Origin of the sequence: Kineothrix sp. IPX-CK, from assembly GCF_039134705.1 — a bacterium.
Taxonomy (GTDB): Bacteria; Bacillota; Clostridia; order Lachnospirales; family Lachnospiraceae; genus Kineothrix; species Kineothrix sedimenti.
The window spans coordinates 2575992-2602635 of the sequence record NZ_CP146256.1 but is presented as its reverse complement, the minus strand read 5'-3'; the positions used below and the strand labels follow the sequence as shown (position 1 = coordinate 2602635).

The 26644-nt window shown below is 45.2% G+C and carries 23 protein-coding genes and 1 other annotated feature; of the genes, 22 read left to right on the top strand and 1 reads right to left on the bottom strand.

The genetic code is table 11. The annotated features are described in order from the left end of the window. Nucleotides 1-15: 15 nt before the first annotated feature. The 22 genes from der to V6984_RS12515 all read left to right on the top strand — a co-directional run bounded on the left by der (nucleotide 16) and on the right by V6984_RS12515 (nucleotide 24756). Nucleotides 16-1353, top strand: a complete 1338-nt coding sequence (gene der, locus V6984_RS12620; RefSeq protein WP_342755986.1) for a ribosome biogenesis GTPase Der — start codon at nucleotides 16-18, stop codon at nucleotides 1351-1353. A 1-nt stretch (nucleotide 1354) separates the two neighbouring features. Next, nucleotides 1355-1996, top strand: coding sequence for a glycerol-3-phosphate 1-O-acyltransferase PlsY (gene plsY, locus V6984_RS12615; RefSeq protein WP_342755985.1), 642 nt, complete (start codon nucleotides 1355-1357; stop codon nucleotides 1994-1996). A 21-nt stretch (nucleotides 1997-2017) separates the two neighbouring features. Beyond that, nucleotides 2018-3031: an NAD(P)H-dependent glycerol-3-phosphate dehydrogenase gene (locus tag V6984_RS12610; RefSeq protein WP_342755984.1), complete on the top strand. Its 1014-nt coding sequence runs from the start codon at nucleotides 2018-2020 to the stop codon at nucleotides 3029-3031. A gap of 3 nt (nucleotides 3032-3034) precedes the next feature. Next, on the top strand, nucleotides 3035-3856 hold the full coding sequence (locus V6984_RS12605) for a MoxR family ATPase (protein WP_342755983.1): 822 nt from the start codon (nucleotides 3035-3037) through the stop codon (nucleotides 3854-3856). Nucleotides 3857-3908: 52 nt separating this feature from the next. Beyond that, nucleotides 3909-5111, top strand: a complete 1203-nt coding sequence (locus tag V6984_RS12600; protein ID WP_342755982.1) for a VWA containing CoxE family protein — start codon at nucleotides 3909-3911, stop codon at nucleotides 5109-5111. Between the two features lie 36 nt (nucleotides 5112-5147). After that, complete coding sequence (locus tag V6984_RS12595) at nucleotides 5148-6545, top strand: sodium:alanine symporter family protein (protein ID WP_342755981.1); 1398 nt, start codon at nucleotides 5148-5150, stop codon at nucleotides 6543-6545. Nucleotides 6546-6619: 74 nt separating this feature from the next. Beyond that, nucleotides 6620-6905 (top strand) — a binding site (T-box leader). 248 nt (nucleotides 6906-7153) lie between these two features. After that, entirely contained in the window at nucleotides 7154-8380 is a 1227-nt protein-coding gene (gene tyrS, locus V6984_RS12590) for a tyrosine--tRNA ligase (protein ID WP_342755980.1), read from the top strand. A gap of 66 nt (nucleotides 8381-8446) precedes the next feature. Further along, complete coding sequence (gene spoIVA, locus V6984_RS12585; RefSeq protein ID WP_342755979.1) at nucleotides 8447-9928, top strand: stage IV sporulation protein A; 1482 nt, start codon at nucleotides 8447-8449, stop codon at nucleotides 9926-9928. A gap of 250 nt (nucleotides 9929-10178) precedes the next feature. Next, nucleotides 10179-11000, top strand: coding sequence for a purine-nucleoside phosphorylase (locus V6984_RS12580; protein ID WP_342755978.1), 822 nt, complete (start codon nucleotides 10179-10181; stop codon nucleotides 10998-11000). A gap of 60 nt (nucleotides 11001-11060) precedes the next feature. Next, nucleotides 11061-11471, top strand: coding sequence for a cytidine deaminase (locus tag V6984_RS12575; RefSeq protein WP_342760000.1), 411 nt, complete (start codon nucleotides 11061-11063; stop codon nucleotides 11469-11471). A gap of 32 nt (nucleotides 11472-11503) precedes the next feature. Next, entirely contained in the window at nucleotides 11504-12802 is a 1299-nt protein-coding gene (locus tag V6984_RS12570; protein ID WP_342755977.1) for an amidohydrolase, read from the top strand. A gap of 41 nt (nucleotides 12803-12843) precedes the next feature. Continuing rightward, nucleotides 12844-13569, top strand: coding sequence for an MBL fold metallo-hydrolase (locus tag V6984_RS12565; protein ID WP_342755976.1), 726 nt, complete (start codon nucleotides 12844-12846; stop codon nucleotides 13567-13569). Then, nucleotides 13557-15299: a MutS-related protein gene (locus tag V6984_RS12560; RefSeq protein ID WP_342755975.1), complete on the top strand. Its 1743-nt coding sequence runs from the start codon at nucleotides 13557-13559 to the stop codon at nucleotides 15297-15299. The genes V6984_RS12565 and V6984_RS12560 overlap by 13 nt, the downstream gene beginning before the upstream one ends. A gap of 28 nt (nucleotides 15300-15327) precedes the next feature. Next, nucleotides 15328-15810, top strand: coding sequence for a ribonuclease HI (rnhA, locus tag V6984_RS12555; RefSeq protein ID WP_342755974.1), 483 nt, complete (start codon nucleotides 15328-15330; stop codon nucleotides 15808-15810). Between the two features lie 43 nt (nucleotides 15811-15853). Further along, a complete protein-coding gene (locus V6984_RS12550) occupies nucleotides 15854-16552 on the top strand; it encodes a YjjG family noncanonical pyrimidine nucleotidase (protein ID WP_342755973.1) in 699 nt (232 codons plus the stop codon). Nucleotide 16553: 1 nt separating this feature from the next. Beyond that, a complete protein-coding gene (locus tag V6984_RS12545; protein ID WP_342755972.1) occupies nucleotides 16554-17549 on the top strand; it encodes a WYL domain-containing protein in 996 nt (331 codons plus the stop codon). Nucleotides 17550-17628: 79 nt separating this feature from the next. Continuing rightward, nucleotides 17629-18801, top strand: coding sequence for a pyridoxal phosphate-dependent aminotransferase (locus V6984_RS12540; protein ID WP_342755971.1), 1173 nt, complete (start codon nucleotides 17629-17631; stop codon nucleotides 18799-18801). Between the two features lie 277 nt (nucleotides 18802-19078). Next, the gene (gene nrdD, locus V6984_RS12535; protein WP_342755970.1) at nucleotides 19079-21262 is read left to right on the top strand and encodes an anaerobic ribonucleoside-triphosphate reductase; all 2184 of its coding nucleotides are present in this window, start codon (nucleotides 19079-19081) and stop codon (nucleotides 21260-21262) included. A gap of 2 nt (nucleotides 21263-21264) precedes the next feature. Beyond that, nucleotides 21265-21777, top strand: a complete 513-nt coding sequence (nrdG, locus tag V6984_RS12530) for an anaerobic ribonucleoside-triphosphate reductase activating protein (protein ID WP_342755969.1) — start codon at nucleotides 21265-21267, stop codon at nucleotides 21775-21777. Nucleotides 21778-21817: 40 nt separating this feature from the next. Continuing rightward, a complete protein-coding gene (locus V6984_RS12525; RefSeq protein ID WP_342755968.1) occupies nucleotides 21818-22252 on the top strand; it encodes a deoxyuridine 5'-triphosphate nucleotidohydrolase in 435 nt (144 codons plus the stop codon). A gap of 152 nt (nucleotides 22253-22404) precedes the next feature. Next, entirely contained in the window at nucleotides 22405-23811 is a 1407-nt protein-coding gene (locus tag V6984_RS12520; protein WP_342759999.1) for a spore germination protein, read from the top strand. A 75-nt stretch (nucleotides 23812-23886) separates the two neighbouring features. Then, nucleotides 23887-24756 carry a DegV family protein gene (locus V6984_RS12515; RefSeq protein WP_342755967.1) on the top strand — a complete coding sequence of 290 codons (870 nt, stop codon included), beginning with the start codon at nucleotides 23887-23889 and terminating at the stop codon, nucleotides 24754-24756. Nucleotides 24757-24841: 85 nt separating this feature from the next. On the opposite strand, the gene V6984_RS12510 is transcribed toward V6984_RS12515, so the two are convergent. Then, nucleotides 24842-26644: a M56 family metallopeptidase gene (locus V6984_RS12510; RefSeq protein ID WP_342755966.1), complete on the bottom strand. Its 1803-nt coding sequence runs from the start codon at nucleotides 26642-26644 to the stop codon at nucleotides 24842-24844.

Sequence of the window (26644 nt, the reverse complement as noted above, 5' to 3'; positions counted from 1 at the left end):
GCAAGGTTAATAAAAATGGGAAAAAGAAAAACCAAGCCTATCGTGGCTGTAGTAGGAAGGCCGAATGTAGGTAAATCTACACTGTTTAACGTGTTGGCTGGAGAAATGATTTCAATTGTAAAGGATACACCGGGAATTACCCGGGATAGGATATATGCGGATGTCTCATGGCTGGATATGTCATTTACACTAATCGATACGGGCGGTATTGAGCCGGACAGTAATGACGTTATACTGTCTCAGATGAGAGAGCAGGCAGAAATAGCTATCGAGACTGCGGATGTCATTCTTTTTATGGTGGACGTTAAGCAAGGATTGGTGGATGCGGACGCGAAGGTGGCAGACATGCTCAGAAGGTCGAAAAAACCTATCGTGCTCGTGGTAAATAAAGTGGATCATGCGGAAAAGTACATGGCGGATGTATATGAGTTCTATAATATGGGAATCGGTGATCCGCATCCGATTTCTGCAGCAAACCGTACAGGAATCGGTGATATGCTTGATGTGGTGACTTCCTATTTCGACAAGAACGTTTCGGAGGAGGAAGAGGATGATCGCATCAAGGTAGCCATCGTAGGAAAGCCTAATGTAGGAAAATCCTCCATTATTAACAGACTGGTAGGAGAAAACCGCGTTATCGTATCGGATATTGCCGGAACGACGAGGGATGCTATCGATACGGATATAAGGTATAACGGCAGAGATTATGTCTTTATCGATACGGCAGGGCTTCGGAAGAAGAATAAGATAAAAGAAGAGCTGGAGCGATATATGATCGTCCGTACGGTCAGCGCTGTGGAGAGGGCGGATATTGCGGTATTAGTCATCGATGCGGTGGAGGGCGTGACGGAGCAGGACGCCAAGATTGCAGGCATTGCCCATGAAAGAGGCAAGGCAGTTATCATCGCCGTAAACAAATGGGACGCCATTGAAAAGGACAACAAGACATTAAATAAATTTACCAATAAGGTAAGAGAGGTATTGTCTTTCATGTCTTATGCGGAAATCATCTTTATTTCCGCCGTGACAGGACAGAGGCTTCCGAAGCTTTATGAGACTATCGATATCGTAAATGAGAACCATTCTATGCGAATTTCTACCGGCGTGCTGAATGAAATCATGGCGGAGGCGGTAGCGTTACAGCAGCCTCCTTCGGATAAGGGAAAGCGTCTTCGCCTGTATTATATCACTCAGGTGGCGGTAAAGCCCCCTACTTTTGTTATTTTTGTAAACGACAAAGAACTGATGCACTTCTCCTACACTCGTTATATCGAGAACAAAATAAGGGAAGCATTCGGATTTAAGGGGACGCCTTTAAAATTTATTATAAGAGAGAGAAAGGAAAATCAGTGAAGTGGAACGAATCGTATGTTTAGCAATCGGATATTTGTTCGGACTGTTTCAGACAGCCTATATTTACGGTAAAATGAAAGGCATCGACATAAGGCAGCACGGCAGCGGAAATGCGGGAACGACCAACACCTTAAGGGTGCTTGGAACGAAGGCGGGTCTGATTGTCTTTGCAGGGGATGTGGTCAAATGTATTTTTGCGGTAGCAATCTGTACGCTCTTATTTGAAAAATCCCATCCGGATATGGTATATCTGCTGAAGATATATGCGGCGGCAGGGGCTATACTGGGACATAATTTTCCTTTTTACTTGAACTTCAAAGGAGGAAAGGGAATCGCGGCAACGGCGGGACTTATTTTATCCTTTCATCCGACCTTCTTACCGGTGGGCGTAATCATGTTTTTCGGCGCGTTTCTGCTCACTCATTATGTATCCTTGGGCTCTCTTCTGGTATATGCTGCATTCATCATTCAGATTGTAGTATCCGGTCAGTTAGGGCTGTTTGGGGGTATGACACAGGCGGAACTGATTGAAATGTATGGGATTGCTTTATTTTTAACGATAATGGCATACTATAAGCATTGGGAAAACATAAAGCGTCTTATAAAAGGGGAAGAGAGAAAAACATATCTTTTTAAAAAATAATAATATGTAGGAGGAAGAGGGATGGCGGACGTAAGCATAATCGGGGCAGGAAGCTGGGGAACAGCACTGGCAGTATTGCTGCATAAAAACGGACATAAGGTTACTATATGGTCTATCGTAGAGCAGGAAATCGAGATGCTGAGAGAAAAGCATGAGCATAAGGATAAGCTGCCCGGAGTGAAGCTGCCGGATGATATGGTATTTACCACGGACTTGGAAGCTGCGATAAATGGAAAGGAGGTCCTCGTGCTGGCGGTTCCTTCTCCTTATACGAGGAGCACTTCCCGTATGATGAAGGAATATGTTGCCGAGGGACAAATTATCGTGGATGTGGCGAAGGGTATTGAGGAGAATACCCTTATGACGCTGTCTCAGATTATCGAGGAAGAGATCCCTCAGGCTACCGTAGCCGTGTTGTCCGGCCCTTCCCATGCAGAGGAGGTAGGACGGGGGATTCCCACGACTATCGTGGTAGGAGCGCATAAAAAAGAAACGGCAGAATATTTGCAGAATCTATTTATGAATGAAGTGTTCCGCGTGTATATCAGTCCTGATGTGCTTGGTATTGAGCTTGGTGCTGCGTTGAAGAACGTCGTAGCTCTTGCTGCAGGTATCGCAGACGGTCTGGGTTATGGAGATAATACGAAGGCGGCTCTCATTACCAGAGGGATCACGGAGATTTCCAGGCTCGGTATGGCAATGGGAGGACGTTTTGAAACCTTCAGCGGTTTGACCGGAATCGGTGATCTGATCGTTACCTGTGCTTCTATGCACTCCAGAAACCGCAGAGCAGGTATTTTGATAGGTAAGGGATATACCATGGAGGAAGCCATGGAGGAAGTGAAGATGGTAGTAGAGGGTGTTTATTCCGCAAAAGCGGCGATTGCTCTCGCTCAGAAATACGATGTCCAGCTTCCGATTATAGAGCAGGTAAATGAGGTGCTCTTTAGCGGCAAGCCTGCGGACGCAGCAGTAAAGGAACTGATGATTAGAGATAAGAAGCTGGAAATCGCTTTTTCAGAAGGATGGGAGTAAAAGATGATTGAGCAGAACAAAGGATTTGCCGGCACGTCGGAATATGTTGCTTCCGAGCAGTTGATGGCCAGCGTGAACGTGGCTGTAGCGCTGCAAAAGCCTCTCCTCATCAAAGGAGAGCCGGGAACCGGCAAGACAATGCTTGCTGAGGCGGTAGCGAAGTCATTAGGCAGGAAATTGATCATATGGAATATTAAGTCCACCACGAAGGCCCAGGAAGGCTTGTATGTGTACGATACCATTCAAAGGCTTTATGACGGACAGTTCGGTGAAGAGGGGGTAGACGACATCGCCCGCTATATTAAGCTGGGGAAGCTGGGAGAGGCATTCGAAAGCGAGGAGCAGGCAGTACTTTTAATCGATGAAATCGATAAAGCGGATTTGGAGTTTCCTAACGATCTGCTATGGGAACTTGACCAGATGGAGTTCTATATTCACGAGACGAAGCGGACCGTCAAGGCTAAACAAAGGCCTATTGTAATCATTACCTCCAATGCGGAAAAAGAGCTTCCCGATGCATTTTTAAGAAGGTGCATCTTTCACTATATCGATTTCCCCGATGAGGAGCTGATGGAGGAAATCGTGAAAACTCATTTTCCCGATATCGAGGATAATTTGCTGAAAAATGCGATGGAAGTATTTTACTGGCTCCGTTCCATAAAGGACATCCGCAAAAAGCCCAGCACTTCGGAGCTCATCGACTGGATTAATGCCCTTCAGATAGGCGGCATCCCGTTAGATACATTGAAAAGCAGACTGCCCTTTATTGGAGTTATGGTAAAAAAGGACGAGGATTTGCAGACGGTAAGGGAAAGAGTGAATTAGGACAGAAACTAGTACTTACAGAACGTCGTACTAGGCCTTATGGGAGAACAATATGTTTGGCAGATTCTTTGATACGTTAAAGGCTAAGGGACTGAATATTACACTGAGCGAATGGCTGACCTTGCAGGAGGCGCTGGATAAAGGTCTCTGTAACAGCAGCCTTACGCAGTTTTATTATATTGCGAGAATGATTCTCGTAAAAAGCGAGACGGAGTACGATAAATTCGACCTCGCTTTTGAAGAATGCTTTAAAGGAATAAAGTCGGAGGACGAAGTGACCGCGAGCATGCTCAGGTGGCTGGACAAGCCGGAAATGAGTGAGCTTTTGCACGAAGAAGAAAAGCACTGGATGAATCAGGGGGAAGACCTTCAAATAGACAAGGACGACGTGGAAGAAAAGTTCAAACAGCGTCTGAAGGATCAGGACAGCGAGCACAACGGCGGAAGTTATTGGATCGGTACGATGGGCAAGACCTCCTTTGGCAATACGGGAGGAAACGTGGGCGGAGTCCGGGTTGGAGGCACTACCGGTTACCAGTCGGCATTTCAGGTGATCGGTGCAAGAAAATACAGAGATTTTCGCGATGATAAGGTTATTGAGAACAGACAGTTCCAATTGGCTCTTAGAAAGCTCAGACATTTTTCCACCAGGCTGGACATTCCGAAGACGGAACTGGATATCGACGGAACCGTCCATAAGACATGCAATAATGGAGGCTGTCTGCAGATCGTTATGGATAAGCCGAGAAAAAATGCGGTGAAGCTGCTGCTTTTAATGGATTCGGGCGGAACGATGATTCCCTATACCACCTTATTGAACGAACTGTTCCAGTCCGTGCATAAGTCCAACCATTATATGGATGTGAAGACCTATTATTTTCACAACTGTATTTACAGCAAGCTGTATAAGACGCCGGAATGCGAGAACGGAGACTGGATAGATACGGAATGGATGTTCCGTAATCTGGACAGCGACTATAAAGTGATTATCGTGGGAGATGCCGCCATGGCGCCGGAGGAGCTTTATTCTACATCCGGCAACTACAGAGGTCCCAACGGGGGATTATCCGGTATGGACTGGCTGTTGCTCATGAAAAAGAATTATAAGAAAATAGTGTGGATGAATCCGAAGATGGCTCCCGGAGAAGCACCGTGGAGAGAAGCGGAAACTGTAATAAAAAATTTATTCCCAATGTATAAATTGACCGTGGATGGCCTCAATCAGGCAATGATGCGCTTAGTGGTAAATAAATGACGTAAAATAAAAAACCTGTTTTGAGGGAGGACTAAAATGTTAGACATAATAAAATGGCTTAATACCAACATTATTTGGGGGATTCCTATGCTCATATTAATGTTGGGAACCGGAATCTTTCTGACGATTCGCACCAGGGGGATGATTTTTACCCGTTTTGGAACGGTGATGGGAAATACTCTGAAAACCATTTTTAAAAAGAAGGAAACTGAGGAGCACGGAACAATTACTCCTTTTCAGGCAGTGTGCACCGCGCTGGCGGCGACGGTAGGAACGGGCAATATCGTAGGTATTGCCATCGCTATCAGTATAGGCGGACCTGGAGCCATTTTCTGGATGTGGGTATGTGCCGTACTTGGTATGGTAACGAAGTTCTGTGAGACCACCCTGGCGGTGGCTTACCGTGAGAAAAATGAAAAGGGACGGTATGTAGGCGGTCCTATGTATTATATCAGCAAGGCACTTGGATGGAAGAAGACAGCCGTCGCTTTTTGTGCGTTTGCCGTACTGGCTTCCTTCGGAGTAGGAAATATGGTGCAGGCTAATGCCGTATCCGGCAGTCTGGATACGATGTTCCATGTGCCTACCTATGCTACCGGAATCGTGCTGGCCGCTTTGGTGGGTCTTGTCATTATCGGAGGCATCAAGAGAATTTCCGGTGTTGCGGAATTTCTTGTACCCTTTATGGCGGGAATGTATATTATCGCCGCAGTAATCGTATTGATTATAAATGCGGCTAAGATTCCGGCAGCGTTAGCAATGATCGTGACGGATGCGTTTACAGGAACGTCGATGATAGGTGGATTTGCAGGCAGTACCATGCTGTATGCTGCACGCATCGGTGTGGCGAGAGGGGTATTTACCAACGAAGCGGGCTTGGGAAGCGCGCCTATCGCACATGCCAGTGCCGATACGGATCATCCGGCCCGTCAAGGGTGCTGGGGAGCCTTCGAGGTTTTTTTTGATACGATTGTGATGTGTACAGTGACGGCGTTAGTCGTTATTACAAGCGGCTTATGGCACGATGAGAGCATGGACGGCAATGCCATTTCCCTCGCAGCATTCCAGAACGTTATTCCGGGCGGCGGCCATATCGTGTCCGTCGGTATTGCACTGTTCGCTTTCGCTACGATAATCGCGTGGTATTACTATGCGGAAAAGGCGCTTGAATATATTGCAGGTTTTAAAGTCGTTTTCTTTTACAGGGTGATTTTCGTGATCTTCGTGTTCGTCGGCTGCGTGGTGGAAGTGGATATCGTATGGGAACTTGCGGACTTGTTCAATGGAATGATGGCGATTCCCAACCTGATAGCGCTGATAGCGCTTAGCCCGACTATTGTAAAGCTTGCGCAGGATTTCTTCGCCGATCCGAAGACAATCCGTCCGAAGGGAAATACCTTTTCAGAAATGCTTCAGCTCAAGGACAAAAAATAAAAACTGTGTGACCTTGTTAATTGATGGTATTGACATTTACATAAAAGTAAGATACAATGCAGATAATTTAAGAACAAAAGGCTATGAACAGAACAAGTAGCAAGCGATGATAACTTACAGAAAGTGACCGGTTGATGAGAGGTGCAAGGGAAATTGCTTACGAATACATCTGGGAGCTGCATGGCAGAAGGAAATCAGAGAAGAGTTTTCAAAGGGATTTCTTGTAGGCCATGACGTGTTTCCCCGCGTTATGGAGGAGGAGTATCGTTAAAAAATATTTTAACCGTACTTGCGGAGGTGGACAACGCGAGTTGTCGGCAAATTTAGGTGGTACCACGAGTTTAAGACCTCGTCCTATGTGTTTATAGGATGGGGTCTCTTTGCGCGATAAGCAGAGTCGGATACAAATTTTATATTGCGCCATGCTCGCATGAGCACAATATAAAATTTGTATCCGACGAGCAACGCGAACTCGGAAGCGAAGCTTTCGAGTCTGCTGAAAGCCACACTTTCCGGGCCGCTGAAAGCCACACTTTCGAGTCTGCTTATTCGGTGAAATGGTTCCCGCCTTATCCGCCAAGGAAGCGGAACTGAAAGGAGAAATAAAAATGACTATTTTTGACGAACTGAAGGCGAGAGGACTTCTCGCACAGCTTACGGATGAAGAGGAAATCAAGGAACTGATCAACAATGGGAAGGCCACTTTCTATATTGGCTTCGATCCAACCGCCGACAGCCTCCATGTAGGTCACTTTATGGCACTTTGCCTTATGAAAAGACTGCAGATGGCGGGCAACAAACCTATTGCGCTTATCGGAGGAGGAACCGGTATGATAGGAGATCCTACCGGAAGAAGCGATATGCGAACGATGATGACGCCGGAGATTATCCAGCATAACTGTGACTGTTTCAAGGTACAGATGAGCAAATTCATCGACTTTTCCGAGGGAAAAGCGCTTATGGTAAACAACGCCGACTGGCTGATGGAGCTTAACTACATCGAGTTGCTGAGAGAGGTGGGCGCACATTTCAGCGTGAACCGCATGCTTACCGCAGAATGTTACAAGCAGCGTATGGAGAAGGGGCTTAGCTTCCTGGAATTTAATTATATGATTATGCAAAGCTACGATTTCTATGTATTGTACCAGAAATACGGCTGTAACATGCAGTTCGGCGGGGATGATCAGTGGAGCAACATGCTGGGAGGAACGGAACTGATCAGGCGTAAATTAGGCAAGGATGCATATGCTATGACGATTACCCTGCTTCTTAATTCTGAAGGCAATAAGATGGGCAAGACGCAGAAGGGGGCCGTATGGCTGGATCCCAATAAGACGCCTCCTTATGAATTCTTCCAGTACTGGAGAAACATTGCCGATGCGGATGTCCTAAAATGTATCCGCATGCTGACATTCCTTCCGCTGGAGCAGATTGACGAAATGGATAAATGGGAGGGCAGCGAACTGAACAGGGCAAAAGAAATTCTTGCTTATGAGCTGACAAAGATGATACATGGAGAAGAGGAAGCAAATAAGGCGTTAGAAAGCGCAAAGGCCTTATTTACAAGCGGAAACGCAGCGGATATGCCTACGGCGGAGCTTGAGGACAAAGATTTTGAAGAAGACAAGATTGATATTCTTTCCATGCTGGTAGCTTCCGGTCTCGTGGCCTCCCGCTCCGAGGGGCGCCGTGCGGTGGAGCAGGGCGGAGTGACTGTGGACGGAGAGAAGGTTGCGGATATCAAGGCTGCTTTTGAAAAGGAACGGCTTGCAGGCGAAGGGCTAATCCTAAAGCGCGGTAAGAAGAGCTTTAAAAAGGTTATTTACAAAAATTAAATAAGAATAATGTTTTTTCCCCTTGCATATATTGTAACAGCAAATATGGAAGGGGAAACTTTTTTTATGGACGCTTCACATACACATAATTTATACAAAGATATACAATTTAGAACCGGAGGAGAAATCTACATAGGGGTGGTGGGACCGGTCAGGACCGGTAAGTCTACGTTTATCAAACGTTTTATGGATATTATGGTTTTACCCTATATGACAGACGAACATGAAAAGACAAGGGCACAGGATGAGCTGCCGCAAAGCTCCGGCGGGAAAACAATTACCACTACGGAGCCGAAGTTTATTCCTAAGGAGGCCGCAAAGATTTCCCTTGGCGAGGACATCAATGTTAATGTCCGCCTGATCGACTGCGTAGGCTATATGGTGGAAGGCGCCAGCGGCCATATGGAGGAAGATATAGAGCGGATGGTAAAGACGCCTTGGTCGACGGAGGAGATCCCCTTTACGCAGGCGGCGGAAATCGGCACGCGCAAGGTAATTAACGATCATTCGACCATAGGCATCGTCGTAACCTGCGATGGCAGCTTCGGAGAGCTTCCGAGAGAAAATTACTTACCGGCTGAAGAGAGGACTATCCAGGAGCTTAAAAGAATACATAAGCCCTTTATCGTATTAGTAAATACGGAGAAGCCATATTCGGAAAGCGCCATCAAACTTGCGGAGGAAGTGGGCAGGAAATATCAGGTCAGCGCAATGCCCGTAAACTGCGAGCAGTTGAAAAAAGAAGATATTAATGGAATTATGGAAAAAATACTATATGAATTCCCGCTTACTATGGTGGAATTCTACATGCCCAAGTGGGTGGAGATGCTTCCAAATACCCATAGGATGAAGGCCGACATCATAGGGAAGATAAGAGAGCTTATAGGGCAGGTTGGTTGTGTAAAGGACGTGGTATCCGGAGGAATTCAGATAGAAAGTGACTATCTGCGTAAATGCAAGGTGGAGGGAATCGATATGGCTACCGGCTGCGTAACGGTGGCGGTGGATGTGGACGATTCGTTCTATTACGAAATGCTGAGCGACTTGGTCGGGGAAAATATCACCAGCGAATACCAGCTGTTGTCCGTACTGAGGGAAATGGCAAAGATGAAGACAGAATATGTAAAGGTCCTTCATGCAGTGGATTCGGTCAGGGGTAAAGGCTATGGAGTGGTAACGCCCGAAAGAAACGAAATCACCTTGGATAAACCGGAAATCATCCGTCATGGAAATAAGTTCGGCGTAAAAATCAAAGCGGAAAGTCCCAGCATCCATATGATACGGGCGAATATTGAAACGGAGATATCTCCTATCGTTGGAACTGAGGAGCAGGCGCAGGATCTGATCCGGTATATCTCCGACGCGGGCACCAGTGAAGAGGGAATGTGGGAAACCAATATCTTCGGTAAGACGGTGGAACAGCTTGTAAATGACGGCATCACTGGGAAGATTGCGATGATTGGAGAAGAGAGTCAAGTAAAGCTTCAGGAAACCATGCAGAAAATAGTGAACGACAGCAATGGTGGAATGGTCTGCATCATCATATAAGGAACGGGCAAAAGATATTTGCAGGGAAAATTTCATAGGGTAACTGTTTTGCCACAGCGGCAAGGCAGTTACTTTTTTATGTAATAGGAAAGTGATCCTATTACATAAAAGCCCTTTGGGTAAGATGCGCAGCTGCATATGTACAAATTATGGAACTCGTGTTATATTTATTTCATCGACATTTTACAAAATAAAAGGTAATTATTACTTCTGAAAAGCACAATAATATAAAAAGACGGGGGTATATGGAATGAGTGCAAGCTATGACAAATTGATGAAATGCTTTGAAAGTCTTAAGGAGAGAGTGGATTTCAAGCCGAGGGTAGCTATCGTGCTGGGATCCGGACTGGGGGATTTTGCCGATACTATTGCAGTGGAGGCAGAACTTTCCTACAGCGAGATAGAAGACTTTCCGGTATCTACCGTTCCGGGACATGCCGGTAAATTTATTTTTGGATATGTAGGTGATGTTCCGGTAGTATGCATGAAAGGGAGAGTACATTTTTATGAAGGTTATCCAATATCGGACGTGGTGCTCCCCATTCGCCTGATGAAACTGATGGGTGCGGAGATTTTGTTTCTGACCAATGCTTCCGGCGGTGTGAACTATGATTTTAAAGCGGGAGACTTGATGCTTATAACCGATCAGATTTCCTGCTTTGCTCCGAATCCGTTAATTGGGCCCAATATAGAAGCGTTAGGAACCCGTTTCCCTGATATGAGCACTGTTTACGATAAAGATTTGCAAGATATTTTAAGGGAAGCTGCCAAGGAGAGCGGAGTGCCTATGAAAGAGGGTGTTTACGTTCAGCTTACGGGTCCTTCTTTCGAGTCTCCTGCGGAAATACGCATGATGCGCACTTTAGGAGGAGATGCGGTAGGAATGAGCACTGTGGTGGAAGCGATCGTGGCGAATCATATGGGCATGCGGATCTGCGGAATATCCTGCGTGTGCAATCTTGCTGCGGGCATGACGGAGAATCCCTTGACCCACGAGGAGGTCCAGGAGGCGGCAGACAAGGCGGCACCGTTATTTACCAAGCTGGTGTCGGAGAGTGTGAAAAGGTTCTAGAATATAAGCATAAAGTTTTCATGCAAATGGAGGATTTCAAGTAAAGTGACAGATAAAGAAATGAGAGAAACTCTGATAAAGGAAGCACTGGAGGCCAGGAAGATGGCTTATGTGCCTTATTCACATTTTATGGTGGGAGCTGCGCTTCTTACGAAGGAAGGACGGATATATCATGGCTGCAATATAGAAAATGCTGCTTATGGGCCTACGAACTGCGCAGAGCGCACCGCTTTTTTTAAGGCGGTAAGCGAAGGGGAAAGAGCCTTTGCTGCAATTGCCGTTGCAGGAGCGCCGGAAGGGGAGGAGATAACCGGATATGCAGCACCTTGCGGCGTATGCAGGCAAGTAATGGCTGAATTCTGCAGACCGGATAGCTTCGAAATCATCGTAGCCAAATCTCCGGAGGATTATTATGTGAAGACATTGGAAGAGCTGTTGCCGGAGAATTTCGGGCCGGCTAATTTGAAGTAATAGACATTCATAAGAAAGGAGTCCGTACCGCAATGAATATTCGTTTTTATAATGCTAGAATATTGACAATGGAGGAGAACGCGCCTATTTTCGAGGGAGAAGTATGGGTTAGCGATGAGAAGATTATTTATGTAGGCGATGGGCTGAATATGGACGAGTTTTATCGTCAGAGAAACATTACATGTATGATTTGGGATGAAGAAATCGACTGCGAAAGAAATCTGCTGATGCCGGGCTTTAAAAATGCCCATACCCATTCAGGGATGACCCTTCTTCGCTCCTTTGCGGACGATCTTCCGCTGCACGAGTGGCTGAATAAGCAGGTGTTTCCGATAGAGGCTAAGATGACGCAGGAGGATATTTATCATTTGACCAAACTGGCGGTGTTAGAATATCTGACCAGTGGGATCACCTCCATTTTCGATATGTACTTAACGCCAGGATCAGTAGCGGAGGCCTGCAGTGATACGGGTATGCGGTGTGTGCTGACGGGAGCTGTTAACAATTTCAGTCAATCGGTGGAAGAGATGGAGAAATGGTACACGGAGCTGAACGGCAAAGATCCGTTAATTAGCTTTCTTCCCGGCTTTCATGCGGAATATACCTGCTCTAAAGAGCTGATGGAAGACATTGCCTCTATGTCGAAGCGTCTGAAGGCGCCGGTTTACATACATCTGTCTGAGACGCAGGAGGAAGTTGCAGGCTGTGTGGAACGTTACGGTATGACACCCGGAATGTTCCTGGATTCTCTCGGGATGTTCGAGCATGGCGGCGGAGCTTATCACTGTGTGTATCTGACCGGGGAAGAAATCACCCTTTTTCAGAAAAAGAATATACATGTCATTACGAATCCGGGCTCCAATACGAAGCTCGCCAGCGGAATCGCGCCTATTAACGATTTTCTGAAGGCTGGACTCAATATCGCCATAGGAACGGACGGGCCGGCCAGCAACAATTGTCTCGATATGTTCCGGGAGATGTTTCTCGTTACCGGTCTCGCAAAGCTTCGGGAAAAGGACGCTTCAGCGGTAGATGCTATGGAGGTTTTGAAGATGGCTACGGTAAACGGAGCTAAGGCGATGCATCTGGAGAACGCCGATGTATTGGCGCAGGACAAACTGGCAGATATCATCATGATCGATTTGTTCCAGCCCAATATGCAGCCCGTCAATAATATTGCGAAAAATATCGTATACAGTGCAAGTAAGCAGAATGTTAAAATGACGATGATCCACGGGCGTATTCTTTACCGGAACGGAGAATTTCTTCTAAAGGATGAGCCCCTGGCTATTTATGAAAAAGCTAATGAAATTATAAATCGTTTAAGATAAATAGAGAATGAAGCAAGAAAAATGGGAAGTGAAGAAAAGGTATGAAGGTAACTTATATTTATCACAGCGGATTTTCCGTTGAACTGGAACAATGCGTATTGCTGTTTGACTATTATATCGGAAAGCTGCCGGAGTGGGAGCCGGAAAAGCCGGTATATGTTTTTGTGTCACATAAGCACAAGGACCATTTTAGTCTGAAAATTTTTGACTTGGTCAGTCGATATAAAAACATACATTTTTTCCTTGGCAGTGACGTGAAGCTTAGCGAGAGCTATTTGGACAGAAATCATGTGGATCTCTCCGCAAGGAAGAAAATAACTAACGTAGGAAAGAATAAAACCATACGATTCGATGATATAGAGATACGCACGCTTCGCTCTACGGATACAGGAGTAGCTTTTATTGTGTGTGTGGATGGAAAGTGTATTTATCATGCAGGGGATTTGAATTGGTGGCATTGGGAGGGAGAGCCGTCTCCCTTCAATGAAGATATGGAGAAAAATTATAAGAGGGAAATTGACAGCATAAGAGGCATGAGCTTTGACGCTGCCTTTGTACCCTTGGATCCAAGGCTTGAGGCTGCTTATGGCTGGGGAATGGATTATTTCCTTGAAAATACAAAGGCGAAGATGGTTTTTCCAATACATATGTGGGAAGAATACGGTTATATCGGCAAATACAAAAAAACAAGGGTTGGTGCCTCATACAGCAATTGCATTGCGGATATAAGCGCGCCGGGACAGGAATTCGATTTATGGAATATTTAATTTTTGCCTTGACTGTATTAGCTTTTATTGTGCTGATCATGTTCAAGGGGCTTTTGGATGACAGGAAGAGACGGGCTGATTTTATCGTATGGCTTCGGAATAATTACGGTGTTCTTCCTAAGAGGGAAGAGATTAAGCAAGAGGAATTTCAGAGGATTTCCTGCTATTTCAGAAGGCATGAGGCGGAGGAGTTTCATGTCGATGATATTACTTGGAACGATTTGAATATGGATAGTGTCTTTAAAAAGATGAATTATGCGTATTCCGCGGCGGGAGAGGAATATTTGTATTATCTTCTGCGAACTCCTGCTCAGGATACGGACAGAATAGAGCGGATGGAGAAGCATATTCGTTTTTTTATGGAGCACGAAGAGGAGAGAATAAAGTTTCAAGTCTTTTTTGCGAAGCTTGGACGGACAGGAAAACATTCCATCTATGATTATCTGAACTATTTGGATTTATTGGGAGCAAGAAGTAACTGGAAGCATTATTTGGGCGACTTGGGAATCGTGCTTTCTATTCTTATCATGTTTTTCTCCGTGCCGGCAGGAGTGGTGCTTCTTATATTCTTTATTTGCAGGAACATCATCGCATATTTTAAGATCAAGAATGAAATCGAGCCGTATATTACCAGCTTCGGCTACATACTGAGGCTGCTTCGGAGCGTAGATGATATCATAAGGCTTTCTTCCGAGGGTTTTGAGGAGGAAATGGAAGAACTGAAAGCTTGCCGGAAGAAAATGAGCAGGTTCAAATCGGGCTCTTATATTATCATGTCCTCCGCCAGAATGAGCGCGTCCGGCAATCCTATAGAGGTTCTGTTAGACTATGTCCGCATGACCTTTCATCTGGACCTGATCAAATTCAACAATATGCTGGTGGAGGTGAGGAAGAATATCACCGCCATCGACAGGATGCTTACCATCAGCGGCTATATGGAGGCGACTATTGCCGTGGGGGCGTATCGAACCTCATTGGGAGAGGCTTACTGTCTGCCTGAACTAAACGACTATGAGGGGCTGTATATAGAGAATATGTATCATCCCTTAATCGATAATCCGGTAAAAAACAGTATATCTACGAAGCGGGGAGTCCTGCTTACCGGTTCCAACGCGTCGGGTAAATCTACCTTTTTAAAAACGGTCTCTCTGAACGCTATTCTGGCCCAGACGATACATACTTGTCTGGCAGACAGCTATAGCGGCAGCCCCTACCGCATCATGTCTTCTATGGCCCTTCGGGATGATTTGTCCGGCGGGGAGAGCTACTATATTGTAGAGATAAAGTCCTTGAAGCGCATATTGAACCAGGCAGCGCCGTCTGGCAGCCGCCAGGCGCAGGCGGACTTGCCCTCGGCTCATTGCGTTAATGGGAATAAAGTGCTTTGCTTTGTGGATGAGGTGCTGCGGGGAACGAATACGGTAGAGCGTATTGCGGCTTCTGCGCAGATATTAAAGAGCCTAGCCAGGGAAAATGTCATCTGCTTTGCAGCCACTCACGACATAGAGCTGACCCATCTGCTTGAGAACGACTACAGCAATTATCATTTCGAAGAAGAAATAAAAGGAGATGATATAGAATTTAATTACAGGCTTATGGATGGACGGGCCACCACCCGCAATGCTATCAAGCTTCTGCGCGTTATGGGTTATGATGAGGAGATTATTCAAAATGCGGAGAATCTGGCGGAAGAATTCATAGTAAAGGGTGTTTGGAAAGCTCACGTATAGGCTGCCTGAAAGGATATGGACAATAAAAATGAAAGTAAAGATATATACGGACGGGTCTGCGAGAGGGAACCCGGAAGGGCCGGGGGGCTATGGAACCGTCCTGCAGTATGTGGATGGTAAGGGAACTTTGCATGAGCGGGAATATTCGGCGGGCTATAAGAAGACCACCAATAACCGGATGGAGCTGATGGCGGTAATCGTGGGTCTGGAGGCCCTGAATAAGCCTTGTGAGGTAGAAGTCATATCGGACTCCAAATATGTTACCGATGCCTTCAACCAGCATTGGATGGAGGGGTGGCTTAAGAAGAACTGGAAGACCAGCGGGAATAAGCCGGTGAAAAATGTGGATTTGTGGAAACGCCTGCTGGAGGCAAAAAAACAGCATCAGGTGGAGTTTACATGGGTGAAAGGGCATGACGGACATCCGGAAAACGAGAGATGTGATACATTGGCGACGGCGGCGGCGGATGGGGATGAATTGCTTGAGGATTTTGTGCAGGAGCCGCAATGAGAGAGCATTTGCACAGACACATCCTGGTGAGAAAGAGGTGGATATGGGTAAATTTGAAATTATATTGTGGGATGTGGATCAGACCTTACTGGATTTTAGACGTTCTGAAAGCTATGCTGTCAGGCATTGTTTCGAGCTGTTCGGGCTGGAGGTAACGGACGAAATCGTTGCCTTGTATTCAGGAATCAACGAAAGCTTCTGGAAACGCATCGAAAAAGGAGAAATTGCCAAAAAGGAAGCTTTGATTGAGCGGTTTCGTACGCTGTTTGCGCAAATTGGAGTAACCGGAGTGGAGCCGGAGGAATTCCAGAAACATTATGCGGATGCGTTAGGCAGCGTATATTACTATCAGGACGATTCCTATGAGCTGGTGAAGCTGCTAAAAGGGCAGTACAGACAATATCTTGTAACCAATGGGATTACTCATACTCAGAGAAAAAAATTAAAACTTTCAGGACTTGATGAATTGGTAGAGGATATTTTCGTGTCGGAGGAAATAGGAGTTCCTAAGCCTCAGAAGGAATATTTCGACAGGTGCTTCTCGCGCATTCAGGACTTCGATAAAGAAAAAACGATTATCGTAGGAGATTCCCTAAGCAGCGATATGCTGGGCGGCAACAATGCGGGACTTGTTACTTGCTGGTATAATCCCGGAGGGCTTAAGAACGACTCTGAAGTTAGGATCGACTATGAAATTAATAATTTACAGGATATTATATCCGTTTTGAATGAGGAGCCGTAGGATGCCCAAATCATCGGATCAGAAATTAAAGCTTTTATATATAATAAAAATTTTGAGCGAACAGACGGATGAAGAGCACATGATGTCCATGAAGGTGTTGATTGATGAGCTGGAAAAATACGGTATTACGGCCGAAAGGAAGTCTATTTACAGCGATATTTCCCTGCTTGTGAAGTTCGGATATAACATCGTTTACACTAAAGTAAAGCGAGGCGGAGGATATTTCCTGGCCGAGAGGGAATTCGAACTTCCGGAGTTAAAGCTTTTGGTGGACGCCGTCCAGTCGTCCAAGTTCATCACAGTCAAAAAGTCGAGAGAACTGATTGAAAAGCTGGAACGGCTTGCGGGTCAGTATGACGCCGGACAGCTTCAGCGCCAGGTTTATGTAGCAGGTCGCATCAAAGCGGAAAACGAAAGCATCTATTACAATATTGATCATATACATAGGGCCATTCAGGAGGATATTCAGATTTCCTTTCAGTATTTGGACTGGACGCTGGAAAAGAAGCTGAAGCCCCGGAAAGAAGGCGTTAAATACCGCATCAGTCCATGGGCCCTGACATGGCAGGATGAGAATTACTATCTGATAGCCTATGACAAGTATGCGGATAAAATCAAGCATTACCGGGTGGACAAAATGGGCGGGATCGAGCTGTTGCCTGACGAGCCGAGGGAAGGGATAAGTTCCTTTAAGCGTTTCGATATAGGGGCGTATACGAATAAGACCTTCGGCATGTTCAGCGGCGAGGAGGTAACCGTCGCCTTGCAGATGCCCGACAGGATGCTGGGAGTTGTCATCGATAGATTCGGAAAAGAAGTGGATTTGAAAAAGACAAGAAAGAGTAATTTTTCGGTAAGGGTAAAGGTGGCTGTCAGCGAGCAGTTCTTTGGCTGGGTCACGGGACTTGGAACGGAGGTTAAGCTCCTTTCTCCCAAATCGGTGGTAGTACGTTATGAAGAATATCTGAAAAAAATCATAGAACAATATGAAAGGTAGGAGACCGGATAATGTTATTTTGCTACTGGGAACGGAGTGAATAGTAACATTATTTCGGCCTTTCAATGAGTGATAAAACATGGAGATTACATTTGCGGCGAGGATGAAGGACTTTGAAGAAGGAATTTTTCAAGTATTAAATGAGAAGAAGAATGAATTTCTTGCGCAGGGACATAAGGTATATAACCTATCGGTGGGAACTCCCGATTTTAAACCGGCAAAGCACATTAGGGATGCAGTGGCGCAGGCCGCAGCGGGTCCGGACAATTATAAATACTCTCTTGTGGATCTACCGCGATTGACTGATGCAGTCATGGGACGTTTTGAGAGGCGCTATGGCGTAGAGCTTAAGGAAGAGGAAATTATGTCCGTTTACGGTTCACAGGAGGGAATCACTCATATTGGCCTGACTTTATGCGATGCGGGAGATGTGGTGTTAGTTCCCAATCCGGGCTATCCCATATTCTCAATCGGACCTGCTCTTTCCGGTGCTAAGCTGGTTCCTTATGATTTATATGAAGAGAACGGTTACCTTCCTGATTTAGAGGGAATGGACAAGGAACTTCTTAGAAAAACGAAATTTATGATCGTTTCCTATCCGCTGAATCCGATTTGCAAGACAGCTCCTGAAAGCTTTTATGAACGCCTCATCCCCTGGGCGAAGGAGAATAATATCGTCATTATTCATGACAACGCTTATTCCGATATCATATACGACGGAAGGGAGGGGATTTCGATTCTGTCAATACCCGGAGCAAAGGAGGTCTGTGCAGAGTTCTATTCGCTGTCCAAGTCCTATAACTATACTGGTGCCAGAATGGGTTTTTTGGTAGGGAATAAGGAAATAGTGGCTCATTTTAAAAGACTTCGCTCACAGATTGATTACGGAACCTTTCTTCCGGTGCAGTACGGTGCTATTGCAGCATTGAACGGACCAGACGATATGATAAAAGAGCAGTGCAGGGAATATCAGAGGCGCAGGGATGCACTCTGCGGAGGACTTCGTTCCATCGGCTGGAACATCCCCGACAGCGAAGGTACTATGTTCGCCTGGGGAGCCATACCCGAGGGATATGAGGATGATACGGAGTTCGTCATGCAGCTTTTTGAGAAGTCAGGTGTGCTCTGCACTCCGGGGAGCAGTTTCGGCACTCTTGGCGAGGGGCATGTCAGATTTGCCCTTACCATACCGGTGGAAGAAATAGTAGAAGCGGTAAGGTCGGTAGAACGTTCAGGTATGATTGTAAAATAAATAATAATACAATTTTTTTAAAGCGGGTCAAAAAAAGAATGGTTATTTGATACAAAATACCCCTTCTTTTTTTGTTAAATTTTCTCCGGTACAAACATTGACACATATAGTTTAGTATTTTATACTATGTATACCACAAAATATTGGATGGATTTACATATTTGTTACCATATATAGTGAGAATGGATATGTATACGCATTGCGGGCATTCTAACTGGGGTCATGCACGCTATGCGTATTTTACACCAAGAGGGGAAAATGATAGGAGGTCATAAGAATGAGTAAGGATAACTCAGCAGGAAACGCAATCGATTACGGAAAACAATTCAAGCTGGAGAGGAACGTAAAGGTCATTAAAAAGGACGGAAGCTTAGAAGCATTTAACGTACAGAAGGTAGTCGATGCGGTAGGAAAGAGCGCGTACCGCGCCTTAACAAAATTTACAGAGGAAGAAAAGAAGCATATTTGTCAATATGTGATAGATAAAGTCATGGACTTGGGACAGGATGAAATCCCTATCCCGATTATGCACAATATTGTGGAAAGCGCCTTGGAAGAGGTAAAGCCGATCGTTGCCAAGAGCTACCGCGATTACCGCAACTATAAGCAGGATTTCGTGAGGATGATGGATGATGTATACAAGAAGAGCCAATCTATCATGTATGTGGGAGACAAGGAGAACGCTAATACGGACAGCGCCTTGGTATCCACGAAGAGAAGCCTTATTTTCAATCAGTTCAATAAAGAACTATATCAGAAATTTTTCATGACCACAGAGGAAATTCAGGCTTGCCGGGACGGCTATATTTATGTGCATGACATGTCTGCCCGCCGGGATACGATGAACTGTTGTCTGTTCGATGTAGCCAACGTCCTGACCGGCGGCTTCGAAATGGGAAACATATGGTACAACGAACCCAAGTCTCTGGACGTGGCTTTCGACGTTATCGGCGATATCGTGCTCAGCGCCGCGAGCCAGCAGTATGGTGGCTTTACTGTTCCCGAAGTGGATAAGATACTGGAACCTTATGCGGAGAAGACTTACCAGAAAAGTATTGAGAAATATAAGAAGTTAGGCATTGATCCTGAAACAGCAGAATCTGAGGCTTATGCCGACGTCCTGAGAGAATTCGAGCAGGGCTTCCAGGGTTGGGAATATAAGTTCAACACGGTTGCCAGCAGCCGTGGGGACTATCCCTTTATCACGGTGACGGCGGGAATCGGTACCGGACGTTTTGCGAAAATGGCTACGATTTGTATGCTGAATGTTAGAAGAAGAGGACAGGGCAAGAAGGAATGCAAAAAGCCGGTGCTCTTCCCGAAAATTGTATTTTTATATGATGAGAATCTGCACGGCAAGGGAAAGCCCCTTGAGGATGTCTTCGAAGCGGGAGTAAAATGCTCTGCTAAGACGATGTATCCCGATTGGCTGAGCCTTACCGGAAAGGGCTATATAGCCAGTATGTATAAGCAGTATGGAAAGGTGATTTCACCTATGGGCTGCCGTGCCTTTTTATCACCTTGGTACGAAAGAGGAGGCATGCACCCTGCGGATGACAAGGACGCTCCTGTTTTTGTGGGCCGCTTCAATGTCGGTGCGGTTTCTCTGCACCTTCCTATGATTCTCGCCAAAGCGAGACAGGAGAGCAAGGATTTTTACGAGGTGCTGGATTATTATCTGAATCTGATCCGCCAGCTCCATATACGTACGTACGCATATCTTGGGGAAATGCGGGCTTCTACCAATCCCCTGGCATACTGTGAGGGCGGTTTCCTCGGTGGAAAATTAAAGCTGATGGATAAAATCAAGCCTATTTTAAAATCTGCTACGGCCAGCTTCGGCATTACGGCGTTTAACGAATTGCAGGAGCTGTATAATGGAAAGTCCCTGGTGGAGGACGGCCAGTTCGCACTGGAGGTTTTAGAGCACATCAATCAAAAGATTAATGAATTCAAGCAGGCGGATGGAAACCTGTATGCTATTTACGGTACCCCGGCGGAAAATCTGTGCGGACTTCAGGTAAAGCAGTTTAGAGCGAAATATGGAATCATTGAAGGCGTATCGGATAAGGAATACGTATCCAACAGCTTCCATTGTCATGTGTCTGAGGACATTACACCTATCGAGAAGCAGGATTTGGAATACCGTTTCTGGGAGCTGGCAAACGGCGGCAAGATTCAATATGTGAAATATCCTATCGACTACAATATGGAAGCGATTAAGACTTTGATCCGCCGGGCGATGGATATGGGATTTTATGAGGGTGTTAATTTATCTCTCGCTTACTGCGATGACTGCGGCCATCAGGAGCTGGAAATGGATGTCTGCCCGGTATGCGGAGGTAAGAATCTGACGAAAATTGAACGAATGAACGGTTATTTGTCGTATTCCCGCGTACATGGTGACACGAGGCTGAATGAGGCAAAAATGGCAGAAATTGCAGAAAGGAAGAGCATGTAATAATGAGGTATCACAATATTACCAAGGACGATATGTTAAACGGGGACGGTCTGCGGGTTGTTTTGTGGGTGTCGGGCTGCTCTCATTGCTGCAAGGAATGTCATAATCCTATTACATGGGATCCGGATGGAGGGCTTTTATTCGACGAAGCAGCGAAGCAGGAAGTTTTTGCACAGCTGAATAAGTCATATATTTCCGGCATTACCTTTTCGGGAGGAGATCCTCTGCATGCGGCCAATCGCTTGGATGTCCGCAATCTGATGAAGGAAATCAAGGAGAAATATCCTGATAAGACCATATGGCTTTACACGGGAGATTTGTGGGAAGATATTTTTCATTATCCGCTGCTCCAATTTGTAGATGTGCTGGTGGATGGAGAATTTATGGTAGATTTGAAAGATCCGAAGCTTTTATGGAAGGGGAGCAGCAATCAGAGAGTAATCGACGTGCAGCAATCCTTAAGGCAAACGGATTCAAAAGTACCGGTTCTCCACTGCAGCAATTATTTACAGTAAGGTCATTTGAATATGATAGGACGATGGGAGAAAACAACGCGTGAAGACGATAAAAATTAAATATTTCACAGATAAAATTGAAAAACTGACATACATCGAAGGGAAATCTGACTGGATTGACCTTCGGGCTGCTGAAGACGTGTACATAAAGGCGGGGGAATTTAAGCTGATTCCCCTTGGCGTGGCAATGGAGCTTCCGAAAGGTTATGAGGCGCACATCGTTCCGAGAAGCAGTACTTTTAAGAATTTTGGCATTATCCAGACCAATCATCAAGGAGTGGTGGACTGTTCTTACTGCGGAGACAACGATCAGTGGTTCATGCCGGCTTATGCCTTAAGAGATACGCATATTTCTGTAAATGACAGAATCTGCCAGTTCCGTATCATGGAGAATCAGCCCCGTCTTTGTTTCGAAGAGAAAGAATCCTTGGAAAACGAGGACCGAGGCGGCATCGGAAGTACCGGAAAACAGTAATAAATTGTTGTTTTGAATAAGAAGCTCTTTCCAAGACATAATAAAATGAGAACGCGGGCACCGCACATTTTATGGTGAAATGGAAGGAGTTTTTTATGGAGACGGAGTCAAAGGGAACGAGAAGCGGCGGGGAACAGATAAAGCAAGAAAAAATGTGGCCCTCTTTAAAAGAAAATATGAAGTATCTAAATGACGAGCTGGGAGTCGGAGAAAATTATGATATCGTATACCGGGTCGTACAAGTTGGTGGGAGAGAAGCCTGTATTTATTTTATCGATGGTTTCTGCAAGGATGAAATCATGCAGAAGCTTTTACAATTATTTATGGCTATGAAGCCGGAGGAAATGCCGGATAATGCCCATGAAATGTCCAAGAAAAACATACCCTATGTGGAAGTGGATCTGAAAACGGATTGGGAACAGATTATTTATTTCATCATGTCCGGGATTTTCGCACTTTTTATCGACGGCTATGAGCAATGTCTTTTGATCGATTCGAGGACTTATCCGGCCAGAAGTGTATCGGAACCGGAAAAGGACAAATCGCTCAGGGGTTCGAAGGACGGCTTTGTCGAAACACTTGTATCCAATACGGCCTTAATCCGCAGGCGCATCAGAAGTACAGACCTTCGAATGGAGATATTTTCTGCGGGAGAAGCATCTAAGACAGACATTGTTCTCTGTTATATGGCGGCAAGGGTGGACCACGATTTTTTGGAGGAGCTGAAAACGAAGATCAGGCGCATACAAGTGGATGCCCTTACGATGAATCAGGAAAGTCTTGCCGAATGCCTTTTCGACAAAAAGTGGTTCAATCCTTTTCCGAAGTTCAAATTTACAGAGCGTCCCGATACCGCTTCGGCGCAGATATTGGAGGGAGATATCGTTATCCTTGTGGATAATTCGCCCTCTGCCATGATTACGCCCACCTCAATATTTGATATCGTGGAGGAGGCGGATGATTATTATTTTCCTCCGATAACGGGCTCATATCTTCGCTTGACCAGGCTGCTGATTGCGATATTGACCTATTTCGTGACGCCTACCTTTTTGCTGCTTATGGCGCATTCAGATTGGATTCCCAATAATTTTCAGTTCATTTCAGTAAAGGAAACCATGAACCTTCCATTGATATGGCAGTTTCTCATCTTGGAGCTGGCCATAGACGGGCTCCGGTTGGCGGCGGTCAATACTCCGAATATGCTGAGCACACCACTGAGCGTTATGGCAGCCCTTGTCTTGGGAGAGTTCTCGGTGAAAAGCGGATGGTTCAACAGCGAGGTCATGCTGTATATGGCATTTGTGGCGATTGCCGGCTATACCCAGCCAAACTATGAGTTGAGCTATGCGCTGAAATTTATGCGTATATTGAATCTGATATTGACTCAGTTATTTGGCATCTATGGTTATATTGCAGCGCTTATCGTATTTGTGATTGCTATCGTATCGAATAAAACGGTTTCGGGGAAGAGCTATGTGTATCCGCTGATTCCCTTTAATCCGAAACAATTGTGCAAAAGGCTGCTGCGTTACAGGCTGCCTCATTCCGAAAAACAATAAATTGAATTTTCGTACGAGGAATGATAGAATAGAACAATATAAGAAGAATATAGATAGGATAAGGAGGAATGGGGATTGTATGATTTCAAAATTATAACAAATACTACGGCCGATTTGCCGCTAAGCTATATTGAGGAAAACGGTTTAGGACTGATGATTTTTAACTATACGATAATGGGAGAGACCTATAGCAGAGGACATGAGCTGGATTGGAAGGAATTCTATGAGCTCATGAGAGCGGGAAATATGACGACCACCTCCCAAGTCAATCCGGAGGAATGCAGGGAATATTTCGAGGAATATTTAAAGGAGACGAAGCAGCTGCTTTATTTGTGTTTTTCTTCAGGACTCAGCGGAACCTATGGCAGCGCCTGCCTTGCGGCAGAAATGGTAATGGAGGAGCATCCCGACTGTAAAATCGTTGTGGTAGATACAAAGTGCGCCTCTATGGGAGAAGGTTTGCTTGTCCATAAGGCAGTTCAGCTTAAAAAAGCAGGAAAAACGATGGAGGAAACTGTCGATTGGGTTGAGGAAAATATTCCTCACCTGATACATATTTTTACGGTGGACGATTTAAATCATTTATATCGCGGTGGCCGGGTGAGCAAGACGGCGGCAATCGTGGGAACGATGGTAGGAGTCAAGCCGGTGCTTCATGTAGACGATGAAGGGCATTTGATTCCGCTTTCTAAAGTGCGTGGGCGTAAGAAATCCCTGAATGCGCTGGTCGATTTCATGGAGGAAAAAATGGGGAGCTATAGGGGCGAAAATGATATCGTTTTCATCAGCCACGGAGATGCGTTAGAGGATGCTGAATTCGTCAGGGATGAGGTGAAGGCCAGATTTGGAATAGGTAGCTTTATGATTAATCATATCGGCCCTACTGTCGGTGCTCATTCAGGCCCCGGAACGATCGCTCTTTTCTTTATGGGTGAGGTTAGATAACACGGATAGAATATTCATGGACGTTAAATAGGGGGCTGTCGCACTAGCTAAAAATATTTAGCTGGGCGATAGCCCTCTTTTTCTGCTAATCTTGTGTATCAGTAATATATTCACTGGCCTCTTTATCATTAGATCTTGTCTTCGGAACCCATATCCCATCTTTGCCAAACGGTTTTATCATTGTTATTTCCACATTTATGCCGTCCTCTTTAAAGTAAATTACAACCTGCGATACTGTATTCTCCGCATTAGTATCCGCCGTTACCTTTACTTTATCCGGATCGTCCAGAAGATTAAGAAGTCGGATAGCAGCTCTGTCAGGCTCAAACAATTCTGTATATACTGGCGTTTCCGAAGATAATGCATTCTGATTCAATATTTCTCCGGCTCCATTATACTGATAATCCATCATCCTTGTGATAACGCCTTCCGGGTTTGCTAAAGTAAACTCTTTTGCTGTATAAATATTATCCAGATATAAGAGTTCTTCATCGATAACTGTATAGATACCGTCCTCTATCGTATATTTTATAGTTTCTCTCCAAACAGTCACATGAGGTTCCGATGTCCATGCATAGTAGATAATCTCTGCTTTGTCCTCATCCAAGGACTCAATATGATAATCATTTTCCGTAAACATCGGCCACGGGCTTGAAAAGCCAAAGGAATAATAACCCTCTCCAACAATCAGCAAATCCTTGCTCAACGCAGACTGCACATCGTCCGATATATGCTCAGCAATATAATTTCCATCTCTTTGGCAGAATGCTTTTCCCCAGGCCTCCACAAATTGCTTTGCTTCATTTACAGCCTCTTTATTCGAGTCATCTGAATTTAAATCCTCTGAGCCCGATTCATCCGTATCGAAGCTTTTGCCCGTATTGTCCGCGTCTGAGATCTCCGTTGCGGAGTCTGGCGCATTCAGGCTATTGTTCTGGGCGTCCTTTGACTCCAGTGGATTCGTCAAAAAGCATACTCCAACTATGATACACGAAATAATAGCTGCAAGCATTATCCAAAGCGTTGGCTTTTTATAGCTTAGTACTGATTTAATTCTTGCTTTTATACTATTTTCACCAAATGCCAGCGGACATGCGGCAATCGATTTTCTTGTGATGCTGCAGGAAAGAAGTGTGCTGGAATATGCCTTTTTCTCTGAAGGATTCATCTCTTTGATTACACGTTCATCACAAGCGAATTCTATATCCCGGCAAAGCAACATATACGCCAGCCAAATGAAAGGGTTAAACCAATATATTCCAAGCAATAAAAATCCGATTGGCTTAATCCAGTGGTCGCAGTGCCTTATATGAGAGTTTTCATGTAAAATTACGTAAGAAAGCTGCTCATTATCCAGATAGCAAGGAATATATATATGTGGATGAAACAATCCCAAAATGAAAGGAGAATCCACCAACTCGCTTTGCCGGATATTGTCTCTTAAATGAATTGCCGTACATACCCTTTTCCTTAAGTTCACCCAGCTCATAACAGTATACAAAAATATTATAAGCATTCCTATAATCCAGGCAACAGCTGCCATAAAGATTACTACCTGCAACGGATTAACGCTGGCTTCCGGAGAGGGAGCTATCGTATCTGCTATAATGGAACTGTCTGCTGTTTCAGTAATTGCATTTTTCGTATCGGTCACCGTTGTATCAGAAAAATATATTCTTTCCGCCTTGACTGCTTCTGTATTCGGAATAAGACTTACTGCGCTTTCTATGGAAAATGGACAAATTAATCGAATTCCTACCAAAAGCCAAAGAAATCGGCGCATGGATTTCGGTGCTCCATATAAGATTCCTCGCAATACGATAACCGCAAGGATCATCCAGCTGGCGGAAATACTCATATTTAATAATTTAAGAAATAATATTTCCAT